This is a genomic window from Acidisphaera sp. S103 (genome assembly GCF_009765975.1).
Lineage (GTDB): Bacteria > Pseudomonadota > Alphaproteobacteria > Acetobacterales > Acetobacteraceae > Rhodopila.
Genome location: NZ_LMUJ01000072.1, coordinates 104,977 through 122,739, shown reverse-complemented (window position 1 = coordinate 122,739; position 17,763 = coordinate 104,977). Strand labels below are relative to the sequence as shown.

General features: G+C 65.2%; 17 protein-coding genes. 5 read left to right on the top strand and 12 right to left on the bottom strand.

Features of this window, described 5'->3' with window-relative positions; all coding sequences use genetic code 11:
• Nucleotides 1–114 precede the first annotated feature (114 nt).
• The 7 genes from GSQ89_RS25715 to GSQ89_RS39425 all read right to left on the bottom strand — a co-directional run bounded on the left by GSQ89_RS25715 (nt 115) and on the right by GSQ89_RS39425 (nt 4,471).
• A complete protein-coding gene (locus GSQ89_RS25715) occupies nt 115–351 on the bottom strand; it encodes a hypothetical protein (RefSeq protein WP_158930619.1) in 237 nt (78 codons plus the stop codon).
• A 112-nt stretch (nt 352–463) separates the two neighbouring features.
• Entirely contained in the window at nt 464–838 is a 375-nt protein-coding gene (locus GSQ89_RS25710) for a DUF6481 family protein (RefSeq protein ID WP_158930617.1), read from the bottom strand.
• Between the two features lie 43 nt (nt 839–881).
• The gene (locus GSQ89_RS25705; RefSeq protein WP_158930615.1) at nt 882–1,811 is read right to left on the bottom strand and encodes an LLM class flavin-dependent oxidoreductase; all 930 of its coding nucleotides are present in this window, start codon (nt 1,809–1,811) and stop codon (nt 882–884) included.
• Between the two features lie 40 nt (nt 1,812–1,851).
• On the bottom strand, nt 1,852–2,706 hold the full coding sequence (locus tag GSQ89_RS25700) for an LLM class F420-dependent oxidoreductase (RefSeq protein ID WP_158930613.1): 855 nt from the start codon (nt 2,704–2,706) through the stop codon (nt 1,852–1,854).
• Nucleotides 2,707–2,766: 60 nt separating this feature from the next.
• Nucleotides 2,767–3,777, bottom strand: coding sequence for an LLM class flavin-dependent oxidoreductase (locus GSQ89_RS25695; RefSeq protein WP_158930611.1), 1,011 nt, complete (start codon nt 3,775–3,777; stop codon nt 2,767–2,769).
• A gap of 121 nt (nt 3,778–3,898) precedes the next feature.
• Nucleotides 3,899–4,141, bottom strand: coding sequence for a helix-turn-helix domain-containing protein (locus GSQ89_RS39430; RefSeq protein ID WP_256367344.1), 243 nt, complete (start codon nt 4,139–4,141; stop codon nt 3,899–3,901).
• A gap of 48 nt (nt 4,142–4,189) precedes the next feature.
• Nucleotides 4,190–4,471: an Ada metal-binding domain-containing protein gene (locus tag GSQ89_RS39425; protein ID WP_254073368.1), complete on the bottom strand. Its 282-nt coding sequence runs from the start codon at nt 4,469–4,471 to the stop codon at nt 4,190–4,192.
• A 102-nt stretch (nt 4,472–4,573) separates the two neighbouring features.
• On the opposite strand from GSQ89_RS39425, the gene GSQ89_RS25685 reads away from it, so the two are divergent.
• Entirely contained in the window at nt 4,574–5,266 is a 693-nt protein-coding gene (locus GSQ89_RS25685; RefSeq protein WP_158930607.1) for a GNAT family N-acetyltransferase, read from the top strand.
• Here GSQ89_RS25685 and GSQ89_RS25680 read toward each other — a convergent pair.
• Nucleotides 5,263–5,658 carry a hypothetical protein gene (locus tag GSQ89_RS25680; RefSeq protein ID WP_158930605.1) on the bottom strand — a complete coding sequence of 132 codons (396 nt, stop codon included), beginning with the start codon at nt 5,656–5,658 and terminating at the stop codon, nt 5,263–5,265. The genes GSQ89_RS25685 and GSQ89_RS25680 overlap by 4 nt on opposite strands.
• 213 nt (nt 5,659–5,871) lie before the next feature.
• On the opposite strand from GSQ89_RS25680, the gene GSQ89_RS25675 reads away from it, so the two are divergent.
• The 3 genes from GSQ89_RS25675 (at nt 5,872) to GSQ89_RS25665 (ending at nt 10,481) form a co-directional block, all read left to right on the top strand.
• Nucleotides 5,872–8,718, top strand: coding sequence for an FAD-dependent oxidoreductase (locus tag GSQ89_RS25675; protein WP_158930603.1), 2,847 nt, complete (start codon nt 5,872–5,874; stop codon nt 8,716–8,718).
• A 54-nt stretch (nt 8,719–8,772) separates the two neighbouring features.
• Nucleotides 8,773–9,723, top strand: a complete 951-nt coding sequence (locus GSQ89_RS25670; RefSeq protein ID WP_174254927.1) for an oxidoreductase — start codon at nt 8,773–8,775, stop codon at nt 9,721–9,723.
• Nucleotides 9,724–9,968: 245 nt separating this feature from the next.
• The gene (locus GSQ89_RS25665) at nt 9,969–10,481 is read left to right on the top strand and encodes a hypothetical protein (RefSeq protein WP_216856392.1); all 513 of its coding nucleotides are present in this window, start codon (nt 9,969–9,971) and stop codon (nt 10,479–10,481) included.
• Between the two features lie 394 nt (nt 10,482–10,875).
• Here the strand turns inward: GSQ89_RS25665 and GSQ89_RS25660 are convergent, their stop codons facing one another.
• The 3 genes from GSQ89_RS25660 to GSQ89_RS25650 all read right to left on the bottom strand — a co-directional run bounded on the left by GSQ89_RS25660 (nt 10,876) and on the right by GSQ89_RS25650 (nt 15,922).
• Nucleotides 10,876–12,666, bottom strand: coding sequence for an acetylglucosamine transferase (locus GSQ89_RS25660; protein WP_158930601.1), 1,791 nt, complete (start codon nt 12,664–12,666; stop codon nt 10,876–10,878).
• 376 nt (nt 12,667–13,042) lie between these two features.
• Nucleotides 13,043–14,821, bottom strand: a complete 1,779-nt coding sequence (locus GSQ89_RS25655; RefSeq protein WP_158930599.1) for a di-heme-cytochrome C peroxidase — start codon at nt 14,819–14,821, stop codon at nt 13,043–13,045.
• 171 nt (nt 14,822–14,992) lie between these two features.
• Entirely contained in the window at nt 14,993–15,922 is a 930-nt protein-coding gene (locus tag GSQ89_RS25650) for a 3-hydroxyacyl-CoA dehydrogenase (RefSeq protein WP_158930597.1), read from the bottom strand.
• A 115-nt stretch (nt 15,923–16,037) separates the two neighbouring features.
• Between GSQ89_RS25650 and GSQ89_RS25645 the strand changes: the two genes are divergently transcribed.
• Entirely contained in the window at nt 16,038–17,027 is a 990-nt protein-coding gene (locus GSQ89_RS25645) for a D-2-hydroxyacid dehydrogenase family protein (protein ID WP_158930595.1), read from the top strand.
• A gap of 94 nt (nt 17,028–17,121) precedes the next feature.
• Here the strand turns inward: GSQ89_RS25645 and GSQ89_RS25640 are convergent, their stop codons facing one another.
• Nucleotides 17,122–17,685, bottom strand: a complete 564-nt coding sequence (locus GSQ89_RS25640) for a chalcone isomerase family protein (protein ID WP_158930593.1) — start codon at nt 17,683–17,685, stop codon at nt 17,122–17,124.
• Between the last annotated feature and the right edge of the window lie 78 nt (nt 17,686–17,763).

Here is a 17,763-nt window from a genome sequence, read left to right as displayed (position 1 = left end):
AACGGAACGGTCCAAATACACCTTGTATGGGCCAAGCCACGCCGTCTCACGACCAGCGACGCGACACGAGATAAACTCTGTTTAATTCGGCCGGCGGAAAACCGGCCGCGTGCATCAGGCGACGAATTTCTTCCCCTTCGTCGCCGCCTCCGACCGCCGCTGCCACAGCGCCATGTCGGCATCCTTGCTGAACATGACGCGCACACCCTTTCCGCCCTGGCTGACCCGGATCTTCCCGCCGTTGCGGGACTTGTGATCGGCCAGCCATTCCAGGAATTCGGGATCCTCGCTGGTGCGTCCATCGAATTCCAGGATCCCGGCGATGTCTTCCTCTTTGCGACGCTTGACCATTGTTGCCTCCGGGACGCCCTACACGGCGTTTCGGTTGAAAGAAAGCGGACTCATATGTGCCAAAGGCACACACGCGAAGAGGACGACGACCGCGTTATCCGCGGTTGAAAAATTACTTCCGGGCCTTGCGGGCGGCGTAGCGGGCATCCCGCGCGGCCTTGCGTTCGGCCTCCAGAGCCAAGGCCCGAGCCTTCGCTTCGGCGGCGGCGATCTGTTCCGCGGTCTTGCGAGCCGCTATCTCGGCAGCGATACGGGCGGCCTCGGCTTCCTTTGCGGCTCTGCGTTCGGCGGCACGCGCCTCCCGCGCGTCGCTGATCGCCTTCAGCGCGGCTTGGCGTGCGATCTCCGCCGGGTCGTCAGGGCTCGGGCGGGCGCGGAAGCGTTCCAGCAAGGCTTGTTTGGCGGCGGCGGCGGCACTCAGGCGGTCGTCGAAATTGGTTCGTGCATGGGCAGGCTTAGTCGAGGGGGCGCGTTTCACGTTCGGCATGGGCTGCCCAATACAGCGGACAACGCAAACGGGCAACCATTCCCTACCGAGTCCTCGACTTTGCGACCGCCGCCAGATGGCGTTCGTGATCCCCGGCGAAGCGCAGCACCAGGTGGGTAGCCCCGGCGTTCGTGTAACCGGCCAGCCACGCCGCCAACCCCGCTTCCGGTCCCGCATAGGACGCCTGGCGCCGGCGCGTCGCCGCGGCCGGCTGGCCATAGTAGCGCTCCAGGAACCCGTTCAGCCGTTCGTCCGCCTTCGCCGCGTCGTCGTCGAGCGACACCGTCAGGTACATCGCCCCGCTGACGGACGAGGGATCACGGCCATTCTCACGGGCAACATTCCGCACATGGGCAAGTCCGGTGGCGAAATCCGCCGCGCTAGGGGCGATCGGAAACCACCCGTCGAAAAACTTGCCCGCGCGGTCCAGGCTGCCCTGCAGATTGCCGCCGATCCAAAGCGGAGGCCCGCCGGCACGATGCGGGGTAGGCGCCACCACCGCCTGAGCCGTCTGCCATCGTCCATCCCAATCCACCGGCTGCCCCGACCACAGCGCCTTGCACAGGCGCAGGCCCTCCAGCATGCGGCCGATCCGGTGCTCGAACGGCACCCCCGCTGCCGCGAATTCAGCCCGGATGTTGGGACGATCCGCCGCGAACCCAACCCCCAGGATCAGCCGGCCTTCGGACAATTGGTCCAGCGTGGCCACCTGATGCGCCAAAATCACCGGATTGCGCAGCATCGGCAGCAGCACGGCGGTGCCAATCGTCATCCCCGGTACCCGCCCAACCACGCCCGCCAGCAGGGTCAGCGGGTCATGCCGTGGCCGAGCGGTCAGCGAGTCGCCAACCCAGACGGAATCGAAGCCGAGTGCGCCTGCCCGCGTGGCCAGATCGAGCAGAGGACCGGTTTCCGGCCGCCCCTCCATGATCTGCTCACGAGTCGGCAAGAGATACCCAAGCTTCGGCGCCATTTTGTTTCCTTGTGTCACGGTCGAGTTCGGACAATGTGACTCACAGACCCAGATCTCGCTTCACCTGCACCCAGCGATCCAGGATTGGCAGGATTTTGTCCTCTTTCTCCGCGGGCAGACTGAACACCACCCGATCGATCCCCACCTCCTGGCAGAATCGCAGTTTCGTCAGATCATCCGGCACCCGGAAGATCGTGATCGGCAGGGAAGACGGATCACGGCCAGCCTCGACGGCCATGTCGCGGAACTGCTTGATGATCACGCCGACGCCTGCATGCTCCAACCGGTCGGCACGCGGAATCCACCCATTTCCGTACCGGATGGCGCGCTGTGCCGCATAAGGAAAGGCACCACCGACGATGATCGGCGGATACGGTATCTGAAACGGCTTCGGCCACTGGCTCATCGGACCGAATTTCACGAACTCGCCTTGATACGACGGTTCGTCCTGCGTCCAGATCGCCTGCATCGCCTCGATCCGCTCGCGTGCCAGCTTGTTGCGCGTACCAAACGCGGTGCCGTGATTCTCGATCTCGTCCCGGTTCCAGCCGTTGCCGACGCCCAACAGAAACCGCCCCCGGGAAAGTTGATCGATCGTCGAGACCATCTTCGCCGTCACGATCGGGTCCCGCTGCACCACCAGGGCGATGCCAGTCCCGATCTTCAACGTCGTCGTGGCGGTCGCGGCGGCATTCAGCGCCAGGAACGGATCGTAGATGTCGTAATACGGCCGGGGCAGGGGGCCACCGCCAATGTAAGGCGTCAGCCGGGTTGACGGCACATGCGTGTGCTCCGGCACCCACAAGGACTCGAACTCCCGCTCCTCCAGCGCTCGGCCCAAAGCCGCCGGCTGCATGGAATCGGTGGTGAAGAACATGACGGCGCCAATTTTCATATCCAACGATCCTTTGTTTTCTCGCATGATTCACGCCTTTCGGCCTCAGGCGATCACGCTCTAGGCAGAGCGAACGGCAGGAAACACTTCTTCCGAGATCAACTGCATCTGTTCCATCGCCAGGCTAGCCGGCATGCCGACCCAGTGAATGCCCAGGATCAACGTGTTGATCCCAAAACGGCGCTTCAGTACCAGGATCTGCTCTACCACCTCATTCGGCGATCCGAACAGGAACCGGTCGTTCATCAGCTCCTCGAAATCCATGCTGAACGCATCGCCGGTCGGCATGACCTTGTCCTGCCCCCAATCCTTGTAAGCTTTGTATTTCGCCTCCAGCGACGGTTTCGCCAGCCGGATCGCCTCGTCGCGATTCCTGGCCACGAATACCTCGCGCGCCATCGGCAGTTCATCCGGGAACGGCTTGCCGCAATCATCCAGCGCCCGCTTGTACACCTCCATCTGTGCCGCGATGGTGTCGATCTTGTTGTGCGGGTTGATGAACCACGTATCCGCCATGCGCGCCGCCCGCCGTATCCCGACATTGGCATTGGCGCCGATCCATACCGGAGGCATCGGCTTCTGCACCGGCTTGGTCGTGCAGTTGGCATTGTCCAGCTTGAAGTAGCTTCCCTCCATCGAAACGAATTCTTCCGACCACAGTCGTTTCACCGCGGTCAGGCACTCCTCGAATCGAGGCCCTGACTGTTTTTGCGTCGATCCGAACGCATTGAACTCCACCTCGCGGTAGCCGATGCCGGCGCCGAACACCAGCTTCCCGTCGCACATGACGTCCAGCGAACCCAGCTCCTCCGCCACATGTAACGGGCTATGCAGCGGCAGCAGCACCACGCCGGGGCACAGGCGGAGTTTAGGCGCGATCATCGCCACCTGGCAGAGATACGGAATCTGCTGGATGTACTGGAACGGATAGGAACTGTAGTGGGACCCCTTGCCGATGATGTCGTAGCCGAGTTCCTCGGCCCGCTTGGCGGCGTCGAGGTCTTCCTTCAGGCGGATACGCATATCGTCGCCCTGCGGATATTGACCGCGGATGATCAGGCCGAAGCGCATGGTGTTTTCCTCCGTCGCGTTGCCCGAAGCGTGGCATTGTGGCCGCGCCTGTCAAGGATGCGGGCACCTTTCGCCGCGCCTTTGCCCTCAGCGGGACGCAGGCCACCGCGTCATACGGCTTTCATTTCGCGTCTCGCCGTTTGCGAATATCGCTCGGCGGCCGGTGATACACCTGGGCAAAGACCGTGTTGAATCGGCGCAGGCTGCCAAATCCCGCTCGCAGCGCCACCTCCGTCATAGAAAAATCCGTTGTGACCAGCAGGTGTTTCGCCCGCTGCACCCGCATCGTTCGCACGAACTGCGACGGACCAACCCCGACATGGCGGGTGAGCAGCCGAACAAGATGGCGGGCGCCGATGCCCAGACGCGCGGCGAGAGTCTCGACCGAACCATCCTCACCATCGAGGGCACCCTACTCGATCAGCCGCAACGCCCTGTGTGCCGTGGTCAGCGACCCGTTCCAGGTACCGCGGAATGGGGCCGTTTCCGGTCGGCAACGTAAGCAGGGGCGAAATCCGTCCGCCTCCGCGGCAGCGGCCGACGCGTAGAATCGCACATTTTCGGCGCGCGCCGGTCGCACCGGACAAATCAGACGGCAGTAGATGCGCGTGGTCAACACGCCGGTGAAGAAGCGCCCGTCATAGCTGGCATCGCGCGTGACCCGAGCGCGTTCGCACTCTTTCACATCCAGCATGTTCAGCCTCGGTGCCCAGGATGGAGTCCGATTCCGGCGAGCACGGTACCCCATGCGCCTGCTATTTGGGGCGCACCAGCATTCATGAGAAGAAGTAATCATATGCCAGATCCACTGGACAACCCGATATGGCATGCGCTCATCGGTCCGCACGCCAAATTCGCCGTGGGCCGAGGCGCCGCGCGTCACTACCTGCCTGAGGTGTCGCCGTTTTCCGCCATCGCCGAACCCACCGAAGCTGCCTACGCCGACCTGGCCGCTGACTCGGCCCCTGGCGCTGACGTCAGGTTGGTCCGCCGTTCGGAAGAACCGGCACCGTCCGGCTGGGAAGCCGTAAACGCCAGGTCGCTCGAACAGATGATCCTGCCTTCCACCGCCCTGCCGCCCCACGGGCTCCCAGCCGAATCCCGAGCCGTTCCGCTCGGTCTGGACGACGTGCCCGATATGCTCGCCCTTGTCGAACTGACCAGGCCGGGTCCGTTCGGCCCCCGCACTGTCGAAATGGGCGACTATATCGGCGTGCGAGACCCGGACGGCCACCTCATCGCCATGGCCGGTGAGCGTCTCCGCTTCGACGGGCATACCGAAATCAGCGCCGTCTGCGTCCATCCCGATGCGCAAGGCCAAGGCCTGGCCGCCGCCCTGATCTTTCGCGTGGCCCGCCCGATCTTCGCCCGCGGCCAGGTGCCGTTTCTGCACGTCTTCCCGGACAACCCCGCCATGGATCTCTACGCACGACTCGGTTTTCGTTGGCGCGCGACACTGTGGCTCACCTGGTGGCGCCCCATCCGCTAATTCTCTTCGTCGGACGTCCGCGACCTCGGGATCTGCGCTTCGGATTCGGGCGCTGGCCTAAACCGGTCCGACCCGCGATGCGTCTCGGCCAATCTCAGGGTGCGCTCCGCCTCGTCCTGCTTGATCTGCCAGCCGACCCGCCATTCTTCGTAACGGATCGTGCCGCGCGGATGTGGATTTGCGGACAGGCTCTGTCCGGCGACGGCGGCTACATAGCCCTCATTCGTCCTGTTCTGGGTCTCGTTGCGCTTGGTCTGCCACCCAGCACGCCATTGTTCGTAACGGATCGTGCCACGTGGATACGGGTTCTCGGAGGCGCCCCGGCCAGCCTCGGCCGCCAGATAGCCCTCGTCTTCCTCTTTGTGGGGATTGAAAGAAGTCATACCCGCCATTCCCGTCCTCCAAGGCTGCGCCAATCTGACGAAATCCGGCGTAAATGACAAATCCGTGTACTGAGCTTCCGCCGGCCCCGCCACGAACGCCGTTTTAGGGCACTGACCCATAGCAATTACAATGGCCACCTTCGGAGAAACCCTCCACCCAGGCCCCGGCGAGCCCGATCGATACGGGTTGGAACCGGGCGTCCGCATGGGCATGTTGCACCGATGCGTCTGACTCATCCCACCATCCGGCCCACCGGCCCGATGATCTCGTTCCAGTTCGACGGCCAGCCAATCGATGCACTGGAAGGCGAGACGATCGCCGCCGCGCTGTCCGCCGCCGGCATCACGACCCTCCGCCACACCGCATCCGGCGCACCCCGAGGCGTGTTCTGCGGCATGGGTGCCTGTTTCGATTGCGTCGTCACCGTCAACGGCCGAATCGGCCAGCGCGCCTGCCTGACGCCGGCGCAGGACGGCATGCAGGTGACCGGAAGCTTCCCCGCCGAACTGACGCTGGACGTCGCCCCGCCACCGGAGGAACGCAACTGCGACATCCTGGTCGTCGGCGGCGGAGTCGCCGGCCTGTCCGCGGCGATCGCAGCCGCCGAGGCCGGCGCCTCGGTCGTGGTCCTGGACGAGCGGTACGCCCCCGGTGGCCAGTTCGCCAAACCGCTGGCCCCAAGCCACGTCGATACCGACCCGGACCCCCAATTCCGCCTGGGCACCGACCTGCGCGCCAGGGTCGAACGCGCCGGCGTGCGGCTGGAGACCGGCGCCACCGTCTGGGGCGCCTTCGCCCCGGATGAGCTTGCGGCGATCGTGCGCGGCCAGTCCATCACCTATCACCCACGCCGTCTGATCCTGGCCACCGGCGCGCACGAAGCCCCCGTGCCAGTGCTGGGCTGGACGCTGCCGGGAGTCATGACCACAGGCGGCCTACAAACGTTGGTGCGCACCCAGCGCGTCTCCCCCGGCCAACGTGTGCTGATCGCCGGCAGTGGGCCGCTCAACCTGCAACTCGCCTGTGAACTCCTCGCCGGCGGCATCACCCCCATCGCGGTGCTGGAAGCGGCCCCCCGGCCCAGCGCGTCTTGCTGGCGAGACCTGGCCCGCATGGCCAAAGCCGCGCCCGACCTTCTGCTGGACGGTTGGCGCATGCTCCGCCAACTGCGGCAAGCCAACGTGCCGCTGCTGTGGGGCACCGCGCTGGACCGGTTGACCGGCAACGGCCAGGTCCGCACCGCCATCGCCGGCGCGCACCGTTTCGACGTCGATGTCGTCGCCCTCAACATGGGCTTCCAGCCGGAGGTCAACCTGGCCCGAGCGCTGGGCGTGCCGCATCGTTTCGTTGCGCGCGGCGCCGGCTATCTCGCCTCCGAAACCGACGCCAACGGCCGCACCACCGTCGATGGAGTCTTCACCGCCGGCGACGGCGCCAACTTCGGCGGCGCCCGCGTCGCCCAGGCAAGGGGGCGCCTGGCCGGCCTCGCCGCCGCCCGTGACCTCGGGTTCGCCGCACCGCCGGATGCCGCCGCCCGCACTGCCCTGGCCCGAGCCGAGGCATTCCAATCCGCCCTGTGGCGCGTGTTCACCGCGTCGCCGCCAGCCCTGGCCGACGCCACGATGGTCTGCCGGTGTGAGGAAGTCACCGCCGCTTGGCTGCAAGCCGAGATCGCGTCAGGCCTGACCTCGCTGCCGGCACTGAAGAAGGCAACCCGCGCCGGCATGGGCCGCTGCCAAGGCCGTTTCTGCGCCGCGACGATCGCCCGCATGTGCCCCGGCAATCCCGAACCGGATGGCTTCGCCGCACCACGAGCCCCGCTGCGCCCCGTCCCCGCCGCTCCACTGATGCGGGAGGCACCGGAATTCATCGCCCCCCTGCTGACCGACCCCGCCTCGCCGACGCGCCTGCATGCGTTGCCGCCGCTTCCCGTCGAGGCACGCCATGCCGACGTCGTCGTGATCGGCGGCGGCGCGGCCGGCCTGTCCACAGCTTATTTCTTGGCCAAGGGCGGCGCCGACGTCCTGCTGATCGACCGCGACGAAGCGGCGATGGCCGCCAGCACCGCCAACGCCGGCAGCCTGCATGTCCAACTGCTGTCCTACGACTTCACCGACGACACGCCGGAAGACGGCGGCCCGGCGGCCCACACACTGCCGCTCGCCCCGCGCAGCATCGCGCTGTGGAAGGCCATCGGCGCCGCGGTGGGCGAGGACCTCGGCATCCGCACCGAAGGCGGCCTGATGCTGGCCGAGGACGAAGCCGGCCTGGCCTGGCTGCGCCGCAAATCGGCGATGGAACGCCGCTGGGGCATCGAGAGCCACGTCCTGCAAGGCAACGAATTGCGCGACCTCGCCCCCGCTGTGTCCGACCACATGGTCGGCGCCGATTTCGTTCCGGCCGAGGGCTTCGGCGATCCGTTGCGCGGCATGATGGCGTTGCTGCACCAGGCCAAGGCCCATGGCACCCGCCTGTTGCGCGGGGCGGAAGTCCAGGCGATCGAGCGAACCGGCACCACATGGACCGTCACGACCAGCCAGGGCCAGGTGACCGCCAACCGGCTGGTCAACGCCACCGGTCCCTGGGCGGCCCGCATCGGCCGTATGGTCGGCCTGGACCTGCCGGTCACCGGCACGGTGCAGCAGGTGATCGTAACGGAACCGGCCCCGAAGCTGACCCGCCACCTGATTGCGCTCGCGAACCGGCATCTGTCCCTGAAGCAGCAGGCCAGCGGCGGCTTCCTGATCGGCGGCGGCTGGTTCGGCGACTTCGATCCGGCAACCGGACGAACCAGCCCGCTGCGCCGTAACATCGAGGGCAACCTGTGGGTTTGCGAGCGCGCCCTGCCGGTGGTGAAAGCCCTGCCCATCGTCCGCGCCTGGACCGGCATCAACCCCGCGATCGACCGAGCGCCTCTGCTGGGCGAAGTACCCAGCCTGCCCGGCTTCTACAACACGGTCACCGCCAACGGCTACACGCTGGGACCCGCTGTCGGCCAGATCACTGCTGAGTCCATCCTGCACAACGAAACCGTCGACCCGCGCTACACGCTGGCGCGATTCGGCTAGCCGCCCAACCGCTGCCCCGGCTACAACCACCCTTCCGAAACCCAGGGGAATCCGATGCCCGGCACGGCGGTGAAAGACGGTTGGACCCTGGCCGATGCGCCCCGGATGGACGGCAAGGTGGCTATCGTCACCGGCGCCACCGGCGGTCTCGGCTACCAAACCGCGCTCGGTCTTGCCCGCCAGGGCGCCACCACGATCCTTGCAGCCCGTAACCCCGGCAAGGGCGCGCACGCTGTCTCCCGCATCCGCCAGGCGATCCCCTCAGCGAACGTTGAATTCGCCCTTGTGGACCTCGCCAACCTCGCATCGGTGTCCGATTTCGCCACCGCAATCACCCAACAGCACGGCGGCGTCATCGACATTCTGGTCAACAACGCCGGCGTCATGGGTTTCCCCACCCGCCGCCAGACCCGAGACGGCTTCGAGCAGCAGATCGGCGTCAACCATCTCGCCCATTTCGCCCTGACCGCGTGGCTGAAGGACGCCCTGTGTGCCGCGCCCGGCGGCGGCCGAGTCGTCACCGTGGCCAGCGTCGCCCACCGTCGAGCGGTGCTGGACTTCGACGACCTGCAATCGCAACGATCATATGTCCCCAGGGATGTCTACGCCAGAACGAAGCTCGCCACGCTGATCTTCGCGCTGGAACTGCATCGCAGAGCGCAACGGAACAACTGGAACCTGCACAGCATCGCCGCGCATCCGGGCTGGGCCCGAACCGACATCGTCACCAACGGCATTGGCGACGGCGCGCCCGGCCCCAAAGCCTGGCTGATGGACAAGATCTTCGCGGCGGTGGCGCAATCGGCCAGCGACGGCGCTCTGCCCTCGCTGTACGCCGCTACGGCCCCACAGGCGCAGGACGGCGCCTATTACGGCCCCACCGGCTGGCGCGAAACCCGAGGCGCCCCCGGGCCGGCGCAAATCTACCCCCAGGCCGCCGACCCCGATGCCGGCGCCCGCCTGTGGGCACTGTCCGAGACACTGACCGGCATCACCTTCGCCTGACATGACGCGGCCGCCGCGAACCGTTAGGCTTCGTGGATAAATTAGTGCTTCGTTGTTGGCTCGGTCGCTCAATCCCGTCATGGCAGGCGCTGGCCTGTCATCCATGCCTTTTGCCGAGACCCACGCAGCAAGGCGTGGATAGCGGCCTGCGCCCGCCATGACGATGAGAGGCCGGCGGCGCTCGCCGGACGATTCGTTTATTTCCCGGAGAATCCTTAGCATCCGGAAAAAACCGGAGGGCCGTCATGACACAACCCACGCATCGCCGCGATCTGATGCTCGCAACGCTGCTCGCGTCCGTGCCGGCCGGCCTCCTGGAAACCGCCCAGGCCAGCCCGCTGAACCCCCAGCAGACCATCATCCGCCCGCCCGGCGAACTGAAGTGGAAAGCGAACCCTGCCTACCCCGAACCCAGCGTGGAGAACTGCCCGCTGACCGGGGACACGACCCAGCCCGGCCTCTACTACGGCCTGGTTCGTTGGTGGCCCGGTTTCATGAGCGCGCCGCACACCTACACGACCGATCGGTTCTGCGTTGTCGTCTCTGGCACGTGGTGGTGCAACAGCGGTCCCGACTTCGACCCGGCGTCCTGCGTGCCGGTATCTGCCGGCAGCTTCGTCCATCGGGTCGCCCACACGCCGCACTACGATGGCGTGGTGAAAGGCCACCCCGAACCGGCGATCATCGCCATCTGCGGAGTCGGGCCGGTGAACTTCGCCCTCGTCGACTCCACACAGCCTGGTGTGCGACGGCTGTGACCCGCGCCTGGGCATCTCACGCGTCTGTTATCCACGCACTCTGTGGATAAGTCGGTGAATTAATCCCCGCGACGGCGCTGGAAAGCGCCTCAGACCCGGCGTTTTGGAGCTTGCTGAAAGTTTGTGCATACCAATAACATATTGATTTTGTGGTATTTTATATATCCAATTAAGGAGTTCTGTTAAACTATTGTTAACCTTTGGCCCAACCTGTGGATGGCTGACACGACGTAACGACGGGCGTCGTGCAAAAGCAGTCGGAAGTCGTATGCGAAAGCACCCAAAATGGTAGTATGAGAGTACCCAAAGTAGCTAATTCGAGGGTGCCCTGGAGGCACCACACGGGTCGCCTACCTCCACTCTGGGCACATGTTACTGCGACCAAAACACACGGTCAAAGCGAGACGGTCTCCACCTCACCGCGCGCGCCAGCCATACGGAGCAGCGCCGCCTCGAACCGTTTGGTGAACCCCGCGATGTCGCCCAGCGACCCGGACCAGGCCGCCTCGGAGAAGCGGGCGCGATAGGCCTTATACCGATCCCGGTCCGTGGCCAGCCCGACCGCCGCCGCCACATAGGCCTCCAGCGTCTCTGTCACCCCATCATCCGCGCCGATCGCATACAACATCCTCGCCGCCATCCGGGACGCGAACGACCGCCCGGCCAGCGTCAGCAGCGGCAGCCCCATGCGGATCGCGTCGCTGGCGATGGTGCCGGCGTTATAGGGAAACGTGTCCAGGAACACATCCGCCGCCGCCAGCCGACCCATATAGCTGGCGGGATCGGTGCGTTCGGCAAACAGAATCCTCGACGGATCGACACCCGCGACCAGCACCCGAGCCTTCAGGTTTGCCCGAGACCATTGGTTGTCGTCGACCAACCACAGCACGGAGTCGTCTGTCCCGCGCAGGATCTCCATCCAGCCTGCGAACATCGTCTCGGTGATCTTGTAGTGGTTGGAGAAACAGCAGAACACGAAACGATCATCGGGCAGCCCGACCTGCCGCCGGGTCATCGGCGCGCCAACCACCCGCTTGCTGTCGTTGGCCTGGTACAGCCCCTCGATCGGCAGTGGCACCGGCTGGTAGGCGGCGGCGACGTCCGAGGGAATAACGAAATCGTCACACAACAGAAAATCCAGCTCCGGCAAGGGCACTGGACCGATGAAACCGAGATACGTCGCCTGCACCGGTGCCGGCTTCCAGCGCAGGATCTGCAGCCGCCCACCCGAGGTCAGCCCGTTCAGGTCGATCAGGATGTCGATCTCGTCCGACCGGATGCGCCGGGCCGCCGCCTCATCGGACATCGATCGCACGGAGGTGTAACGATCAAACGCGCCGATGACCCGGTCGCGGATCGGACTGCCGTCATCCGGGCTGGCGCAGTAGCCATGCACCTCGAACCGGGACCGGTCATGCCGCTCAAACAACTCGGCGATCAGGTAGCTCATCGCATGGCTGCAGAAGTCGGACGACAAATAGCCGATCCGGATACGATCGTGCCGATAGCCGCCGACGGGTGCCAATGCCGGCTTCGGCTGGGTCTTGCGCGCAACCCAACCCGCGGCGATGGCGCATTGCGTCGGCACATCGTCGGTCAGCGCCAGCGCCGCCAGTGGACCGGACTGCGCAATCAGATCAGTTCGGGTCAGACCCGGAATGGTTTCCGCCAGCACCGGCCACTGACACATCTTCTGCCGCAGATGCAGCCAGTGCTGCACGGCATCCGGCTGGTCGTGGCGGGTCAGCAGGCTGGCGCGCAACGCGTCCGCCGCGCCGGCCAGGTCACCCGATTGCTCCAACAACCGGCCGCGCTGGTTCAGCAGCGCGATGCGGGAGTCATCGGGTTGCAGTGCCTCGGTCCAGACCTTCAGCGCGGTTTGCGGCTCACCCAGGCGTTCCAGCAGCAGCCCGAGGTTGACCGCCGCATGGGCGAACCCGGGATGCGCCGCCAAGGCAGCCCGATACGCCTGGATCGCCCCCGCCGCGTCCTCCGCGTGGCCGAGTTCGGTGCCCAGATTGAACCATGCGGCCGGCAGGTCGGGTGCGTAAGGTGCCTGCGCGGCGATCCAGGCGGTATAAAGCGCGACCACCATCGGCAGGCCGCGGCCCGACCCGATCGCCTCGGCCGCGGCGACCACGTCGCGAAAAGGGGCGGCTGCGAGCCGTGGGTCGGTTGATGCCATGTCCTGCCTGCCAGATCGTCCGGCCCCAGTCTGGCATGGCGAGTCCTAAGATTACGTTAACGGCCCGGCGGTGGTGGTCCGGTTCGGTGTGTGGCCGTTATTCTGCTGAGTCGGTGTTGGGCCTGGGATTCTTATAACACGGAGGCAGCCGGAGGGCCACGAAGCGCCACGGAGAACGCGGTATCATATGGCGAAGCGACGCCGGCTATCTTGCGGACGTGCATTTGCCACTAAAACCAAGCCGCATTTCCCGATGCCGCCGCAGCAACGAATCTTCGTGGCCCTCCGCCTGTCTCCGTGCGATAAAATGATGGAAGAACGAACGGACACGCAGCATCCACCGTCCCTCCGCTGCCCGAAACCAGACCAACCCGCATCACAAAGTCTTCAAATATTCCAGCAGCGCCTTCTTCTGCTCAGCCGTCAGCGCGGTGCCGAAGTCGTGCCCGCAATTGCTGTCGCCCGACGTCCGCTGGTCGCATCCCGTCGTCTTCAGCGTGTAATTGAACGCCGTCTGATCGGTCGCCAGACCGACATTCGCCGGATCATACGCCGGCCCGACCATGAACGATTTCGGCCGGTCCGCCGCCGGTTTCAGCAGATCGGCCAACGTCGGCACCGACCCGTTGTGCAGATACGGCGCTGCCGCCCAGATCCCGTGCAGAACCCGAGATTCATACTTGAACGGCGGTTCGCCCGCGGCCAGTTTATCGGGATTGACGAAGGCGAGCTTCAGCTCCTGCGACCGGGTGGAATGGGCGTGAACGCCTGCAGTCAGCAAATCCGATTGCCGGCCGGTGTCGGCCGCATTCGGCTCCTTCACCTTGTCGGCGACGTTGACGACCCGTTGCAAAATCGTCCCGGTAACCGACAGTCCCAACGTCGAGAACGCGCTGTCCACCGGCGTCAACGGGCTGGTCACGAACGGGATCGAGGCCCCATTCAGCACCCCGGTATCGACCTGCCAGCCGGGCCAGGCCGGATTGCCGGGCACGCCCAGCATCGTCCATTCCCGGTTGTCGGTACCGACATCCTGGATCGGCGTCTTCCATGTCGACACCAGGCCACGGAACGCACCCGGTTTTTCACCGTGACAGTCGACACAGCCACCTTGTGCGGTCGGCCAGTTGAAGATCTCCGCGCCTTCCTTCACCAAAGCCGGGTCAGTCGGCCACGGATACTTGGGCGGCCCCAGCACGGTGATCAGTTCCTCCAGCGTCAGCAAACCCACCGTGTCGGAGGAATTGACCGTCGTGTAGTCGATCTTCATCGTCGGATACTTGATCGTATCCTTGCTCGGGTGGAACAACGCAAACACCCCGATGACCTCGCCGGTGTTGCGCGCCAGCCCCAGCAGAGCGTCGCCGTTCGCCGCGAAGCCGGGCCATTGGGTGAAATCCTGCCGCGAGGCATTCCACAGGAACGGATAGCGCACCGGCGAATCGGCGGTCTTGATGTTGTTCGGAATCATGTGGTCCGGCGTCGTGCCGATATCCAGGCCGGTCAGCCGGTCGAAGATCATGCCCACCGCATCCAACCGAGCCGGCCCCCATGGGTTGTTCGCCGGCAGCGCCCTCTGCATCAGCGTATCGTACGGCGTGAACCAGGCCTGGACGTCGTCGTGCAGCTTGCGCACATCGGCGTCTGTCGGATGCCCGCCCAGCACATCAACGGCGAACGTCTGGAACATCGCCGGATCGGCCAGCAGATGCGCGACCGAGATATCCAGGTCCGTCAAAAACGTCTGGAAATCGGCGATCGCCGGGCCGCCATCGATCCGATAGCTGGTGGTGCCGACATCGATCTGCCGCGTATGGCAGGCGGCACAGTTCATGCCGACCCACTTGGCGTTGTCCGGCCCGTTCGTGGTGAAGCCGACCGGCAAGTCCGAGGTCGGTGCCTCATAATTCCGCAGGTAGCCATACCGAGCCAGCCGGCCGGCCAGGAACGACGATCCGTCCTGCCGCTTCAGAGCGCGGAACCAGTCCAACGGCATCAGCCGCGATCCCTGGTCCACGGAGTAATAGGCTGCCCTGGTCAAGCCCGACCACAGCGGCCCTTGGTCAAGGGTAACAGGCTGCCCAGGCTGGGGTGGTGGCGGTGCGCAACCAAATGGCAATAACGCGATCGCAACCGCCAACAGAAGTCGTTTCATCAACCACTTTCCCCCCGGCACCAGTATTGCGGCGCAGTTTGCCGCAAGTCCAAACCGGTTACAAGCCAGAAGCGTAATCGGCTTGACCGGCAGGAAATCCGGCCCTGGCGGACCGGATCATTAAATCAACGGAAGAAGAAGATTCAGACAATGCTTGTGACGAATCATTAACTAATCCGGCTGAGTCGCCTTATGCGCCAGCAACGCCATCAACCGCCGGTCCCGCCACTCCTGCCGCACCTTCTGCATGTTGGCCGGCAATTCGGCGCGCCGAGCGTCATGCAGGCGGCCCACCAGCCTCGCGTCCCATTCCAGCGGCTTCATCTGCTCCTGCATCGTCGCATACAGCGGTCCGTAACGATTGCAGTAATCCGCCAGCCCGTCCGGCGCGTTCAGATCGATGGTTTCCAGCGGCCCCATGAAGCTCCAGCGCAGACCCAGCCCGTGCTTCACCAGTGCATCCAGGTCGCCCGGCGAAATGACATCGTCGGCGACCAGCCGGAACGCCTCCGCCAGCAACGCACCCTGCAGGCGGTTCAGCGCGAACCCATCCACTTCCTTCTTCACCGTCGCGGGCACCTGGCCGGCCTGCACCATGATCGCGCGGGTGCTTTCGGTGACCGCGGCGTCGGTCCATGGGGCGGGACATATCTCGACCAACGGGACCAGATACGGTGGATTCACCGGATGTGCGATCAGGCAACGATTCCGCGTTTGCAGATGGGCGGTGAACGCACTGGCCGGAATGCCGGACGACGACGACGCCAGCACCGCGTCGGGCTTGGCGTTCCGTTCCAGTTCGGTGAACACGCCGGTCTTCACCTCGGTGCGCTCCGGCCCGCACTCCTGGACGTATGCCGCGTCACGCACCGCCTCCCACAGCGATGCCATCGGCTTGATGCGGGCGATCACTGTGTCGGGCTCGTCGGCCAGCAGGCCCGCGGCGCGCAGTTCCGGCAGCCGATCGGCGATGAAGGTCAGTGCCTGGGTGGTCTGCTGCGAGAACTGGTCCCACAGCGTCACGCTGAACCCAGCCCTGGCGAAAACGATGGCCCAGGCTCGTCCGATCAGCCCGGCTCCGACAACGGCGACGTTGGTCATGTTCGGTCCTCCTGTCCGGCCCCGGAATGCCACGGCCAACCCGCTCGGGCAACCGCTTGCGCGTTCGCGGCTTCGGCGTCAGGGTCCCGCCTTTCGATTCAGAAGGGACGACGCGATGAGCAACAAGAGCAAGATAGCGGTGCTGGACGACTGGCAGGGCGTGGCCCGCGGCGCCGCCGATTGGGCACCGTTGCAGGCTCGGGCCGAGGTGGTGTTCTTCCAGGATGCCTTCGCGGATGCCGACGATGCGGCCGCGAAACTGGCGGATTTCGACATCGTGCTGTCGATGCGGGAGCGGACTCCGCTGCCGGGGTCGCTGATCAACCGGCTGCCGAAGCTGCGGATGCTGGGCATGACCGGTGCCCGTAATGCGTCGCTGGATACACCGGCTTGCACCGCGCGCGGCATCCCGGTGTGCTCGACCCAGGGCGGAGGCTACAGCGACTCGGCCACCGCGGAACTGGCGCTGGGCCTGCTGATCGCCGCGGCGCGCGGCCTGGCCGTTGGAGACTCCAATATCCGCGCTGGAAAATTCCAGATGGGCGTGCCGGTGGGGATCGGGCTGGCCGGCAAGACGCTGGGCGTGATCGGGCTGGGCCGCCTCGGCGGCTACATGACGACCTATGCCAAGGCGCTGCGGATGAACGTCATCGCCTGGAGCCAGAACCTGACCGCGGAAAAGGCCGAGACAGCCGGCGCCAAGCTGGTGTCCAAGGACGAACTGATGTCCACGGCCGATGCGATCAGCATCCACATGGTGCTGTCGGATCGCAGCCGCGGCCTTGTGGGCAAGGCTGACATCGCCCGGATGAAGCCGGGGGCGATCCTGATCAACACCTCGCGCGGGCCGATCATCGATGAGGCGGCCATGCTGGAAGCCCTGCACGCCAACAAGATCGTCGCCGCGTTGGATGTGTACGACCGGGAACCGCTGCCGGCCAACCACCCGATCCGCAAGGCGCCGAACACGGTTCTGGCCCCGCACCTGGGCTATTGCGTGAAGGAGACGTGGGACGGGTTCTACCCGCAGATGATCGAGAATGCGATGGCGTTCTTAGACGGCAAGCCGGTCCGCGTCACCAATCCGGAGGCGCTGAAGGGGTAAGAGGCAGCAGCCGGTCGCCGCTGTGAATGGCAACAGCGGCGACCGCGCAGACGTGCCCGGCCGCGCGACGAAGGGACCTCACGCAAGATTTTCACTACCGACTACCCAGCAATTCGCGTTTCAGCCGGGGTGTCGGCGGCACAGGCCCAATGAACGTGGCGAGCAGTGTCTCGGCAAAGTGGGGATCGGTGATGTCACCCAGTGGCCGCCCGTCGAACGTCACATCGACGCCTTTGGGTGAGAACAGCAACATTGTCTCGTCGCCCCGGTGAATGGGGGGAATCGCCGCGAGAAAGCGTTGGACGTCCTGGGGATCAAGGTAGCATTCCGGCGGCCGGCAGTTGTTGTCGAAACCATCCTGCCAGGCTTTCCTGGCATCCGCCGCATCAACGTCGCGCAGAAATCGGATATCGAGCAACTTTCGTTCCGGCGAATGCAGGATGCTGTCCGGGTTGTTGTTTTGCCGTTCTAAATACAGACCCGCGACATAGATGTGCAACCCGAAGATCGAGTAGGTGCGAAGCCCGATCCCGTTCAGCCGCATCCGGGTCCCATCCGTCACGCGTATATCCGGCATCGCGATGCCGTCCAGCGTTGCCCCACGGGCAGCGGCGCAGGGTGCCAAGGCGATCACTGCCAGGATCAGACCGCGGACCATGGTTCCCATCCTATCGAATCAGGCAATCATCGTAGTGCCAGCCTTCATAACAGCGAGTCGCGCTTTCACGCCCCGTAA

Excerpts from the sequence above, each read along its gene's own strand:
- GSQ89_RS25670 (WP_174254927.1), top strand. The coding sequence starts at position 8,773 with ATGCCCGGCACGGCGGTGAAAGACGGTTGGACCCTGGCCGATGCGCCC.
- GSQ89_RS25705 (WP_158930615.1), bottom strand. The coding sequence starts at position 1,811 with ATGGCGCCGAAGCTTGGGTATCTCTTGCCGACTCGTGAGCAGATCATG.
- GSQ89_RS25665 (WP_216856392.1), top strand. The coding sequence starts at position 9,969 with ATGACACAACCCACGCATCGCCGCGATCTGATGCTCGCAACGCTGCTC.
- GSQ89_RS25680 (WP_158930605.1), bottom strand. The coding sequence starts at position 5,658 with ATGGCGGGTATGACTTCTTTCAATCCCCACAAAGAGGAAGACGAGGGC.
- GSQ89_RS25715 (WP_158930619.1), bottom strand. The coding sequence starts at position 351 with ATGGTCAAGCGTCGCAAAGAGGAAGACATCGCCGGGATCCTGGAATTC.
- GSQ89_RS25640 (WP_158930593.1), bottom strand. The coding sequence starts at position 17,685 with ATGGTCCGCGGTCTGATCCTGGCAGTGATCGCCTTGGCACCCTGCGCC.
- GSQ89_RS25645 (WP_158930595.1), top strand. The coding sequence starts at position 16,038 with ATGAGCAACAAGAGCAAGATAGCGGTGCTGGACGACTGGCAGGGCGTG.
- GSQ89_RS25700 (WP_158930613.1), bottom strand. The coding sequence starts at position 2,706 with ATGAAAATTGGCGCCGTCATGTTCTTCACCACCGATTCCATGCAGCCG.
- GSQ89_RS25675 (WP_158930603.1), top strand. The coding sequence starts at position 5,872 with ATGCGTCTGACTCATCCCACCATCCGGCCCACCGGCCCGATGATCTCG.
- GSQ89_RS25710 (WP_158930617.1), bottom strand. The coding sequence starts at position 838 with ATGCCGAACGTGAAACGCGCCCCCTCGACTAAGCCTGCCCATGCACGA.
- GSQ89_RS25685 (WP_158930607.1), top strand. The coding sequence starts at position 4,574 with ATGCCAGATCCACTGGACAACCCGATATGGCATGCGCTCATCGGTCCG.
- GSQ89_RS25650 (WP_158930597.1), bottom strand. The coding sequence starts at position 15,922 with ATGACCAACGTCGCCGTTGTCGGAGCCGGGCTGATCGGACGAGCCTGG.
- GSQ89_RS25660 (WP_158930601.1), bottom strand. The coding sequence starts at position 12,666 with ATGGCATCAACCGACCCACGGCTCGCAGCCGCCCCTTTTCGCGACGTG.
- GSQ89_RS25695 (WP_158930611.1), bottom strand. The coding sequence starts at position 3,777 with ATGCGCTTCGGCCTGATCATCCGCGGTCAATATCCGCAGGGCGACGAT.
- GSQ89_RS39425 (WP_254073368.1), bottom strand. The coding sequence starts at position 4,471 with ATGCTGGATGTGAAAGAGTGCGAACGCGCTCGGGTCACGCGCGATGCC.
- GSQ89_RS25655 (WP_158930599.1), bottom strand. The coding sequence starts at position 14,821 with ATGAAACGACTTCTGTTGGCGGTTGCGATCGCGTTATTGCCATTTGGT.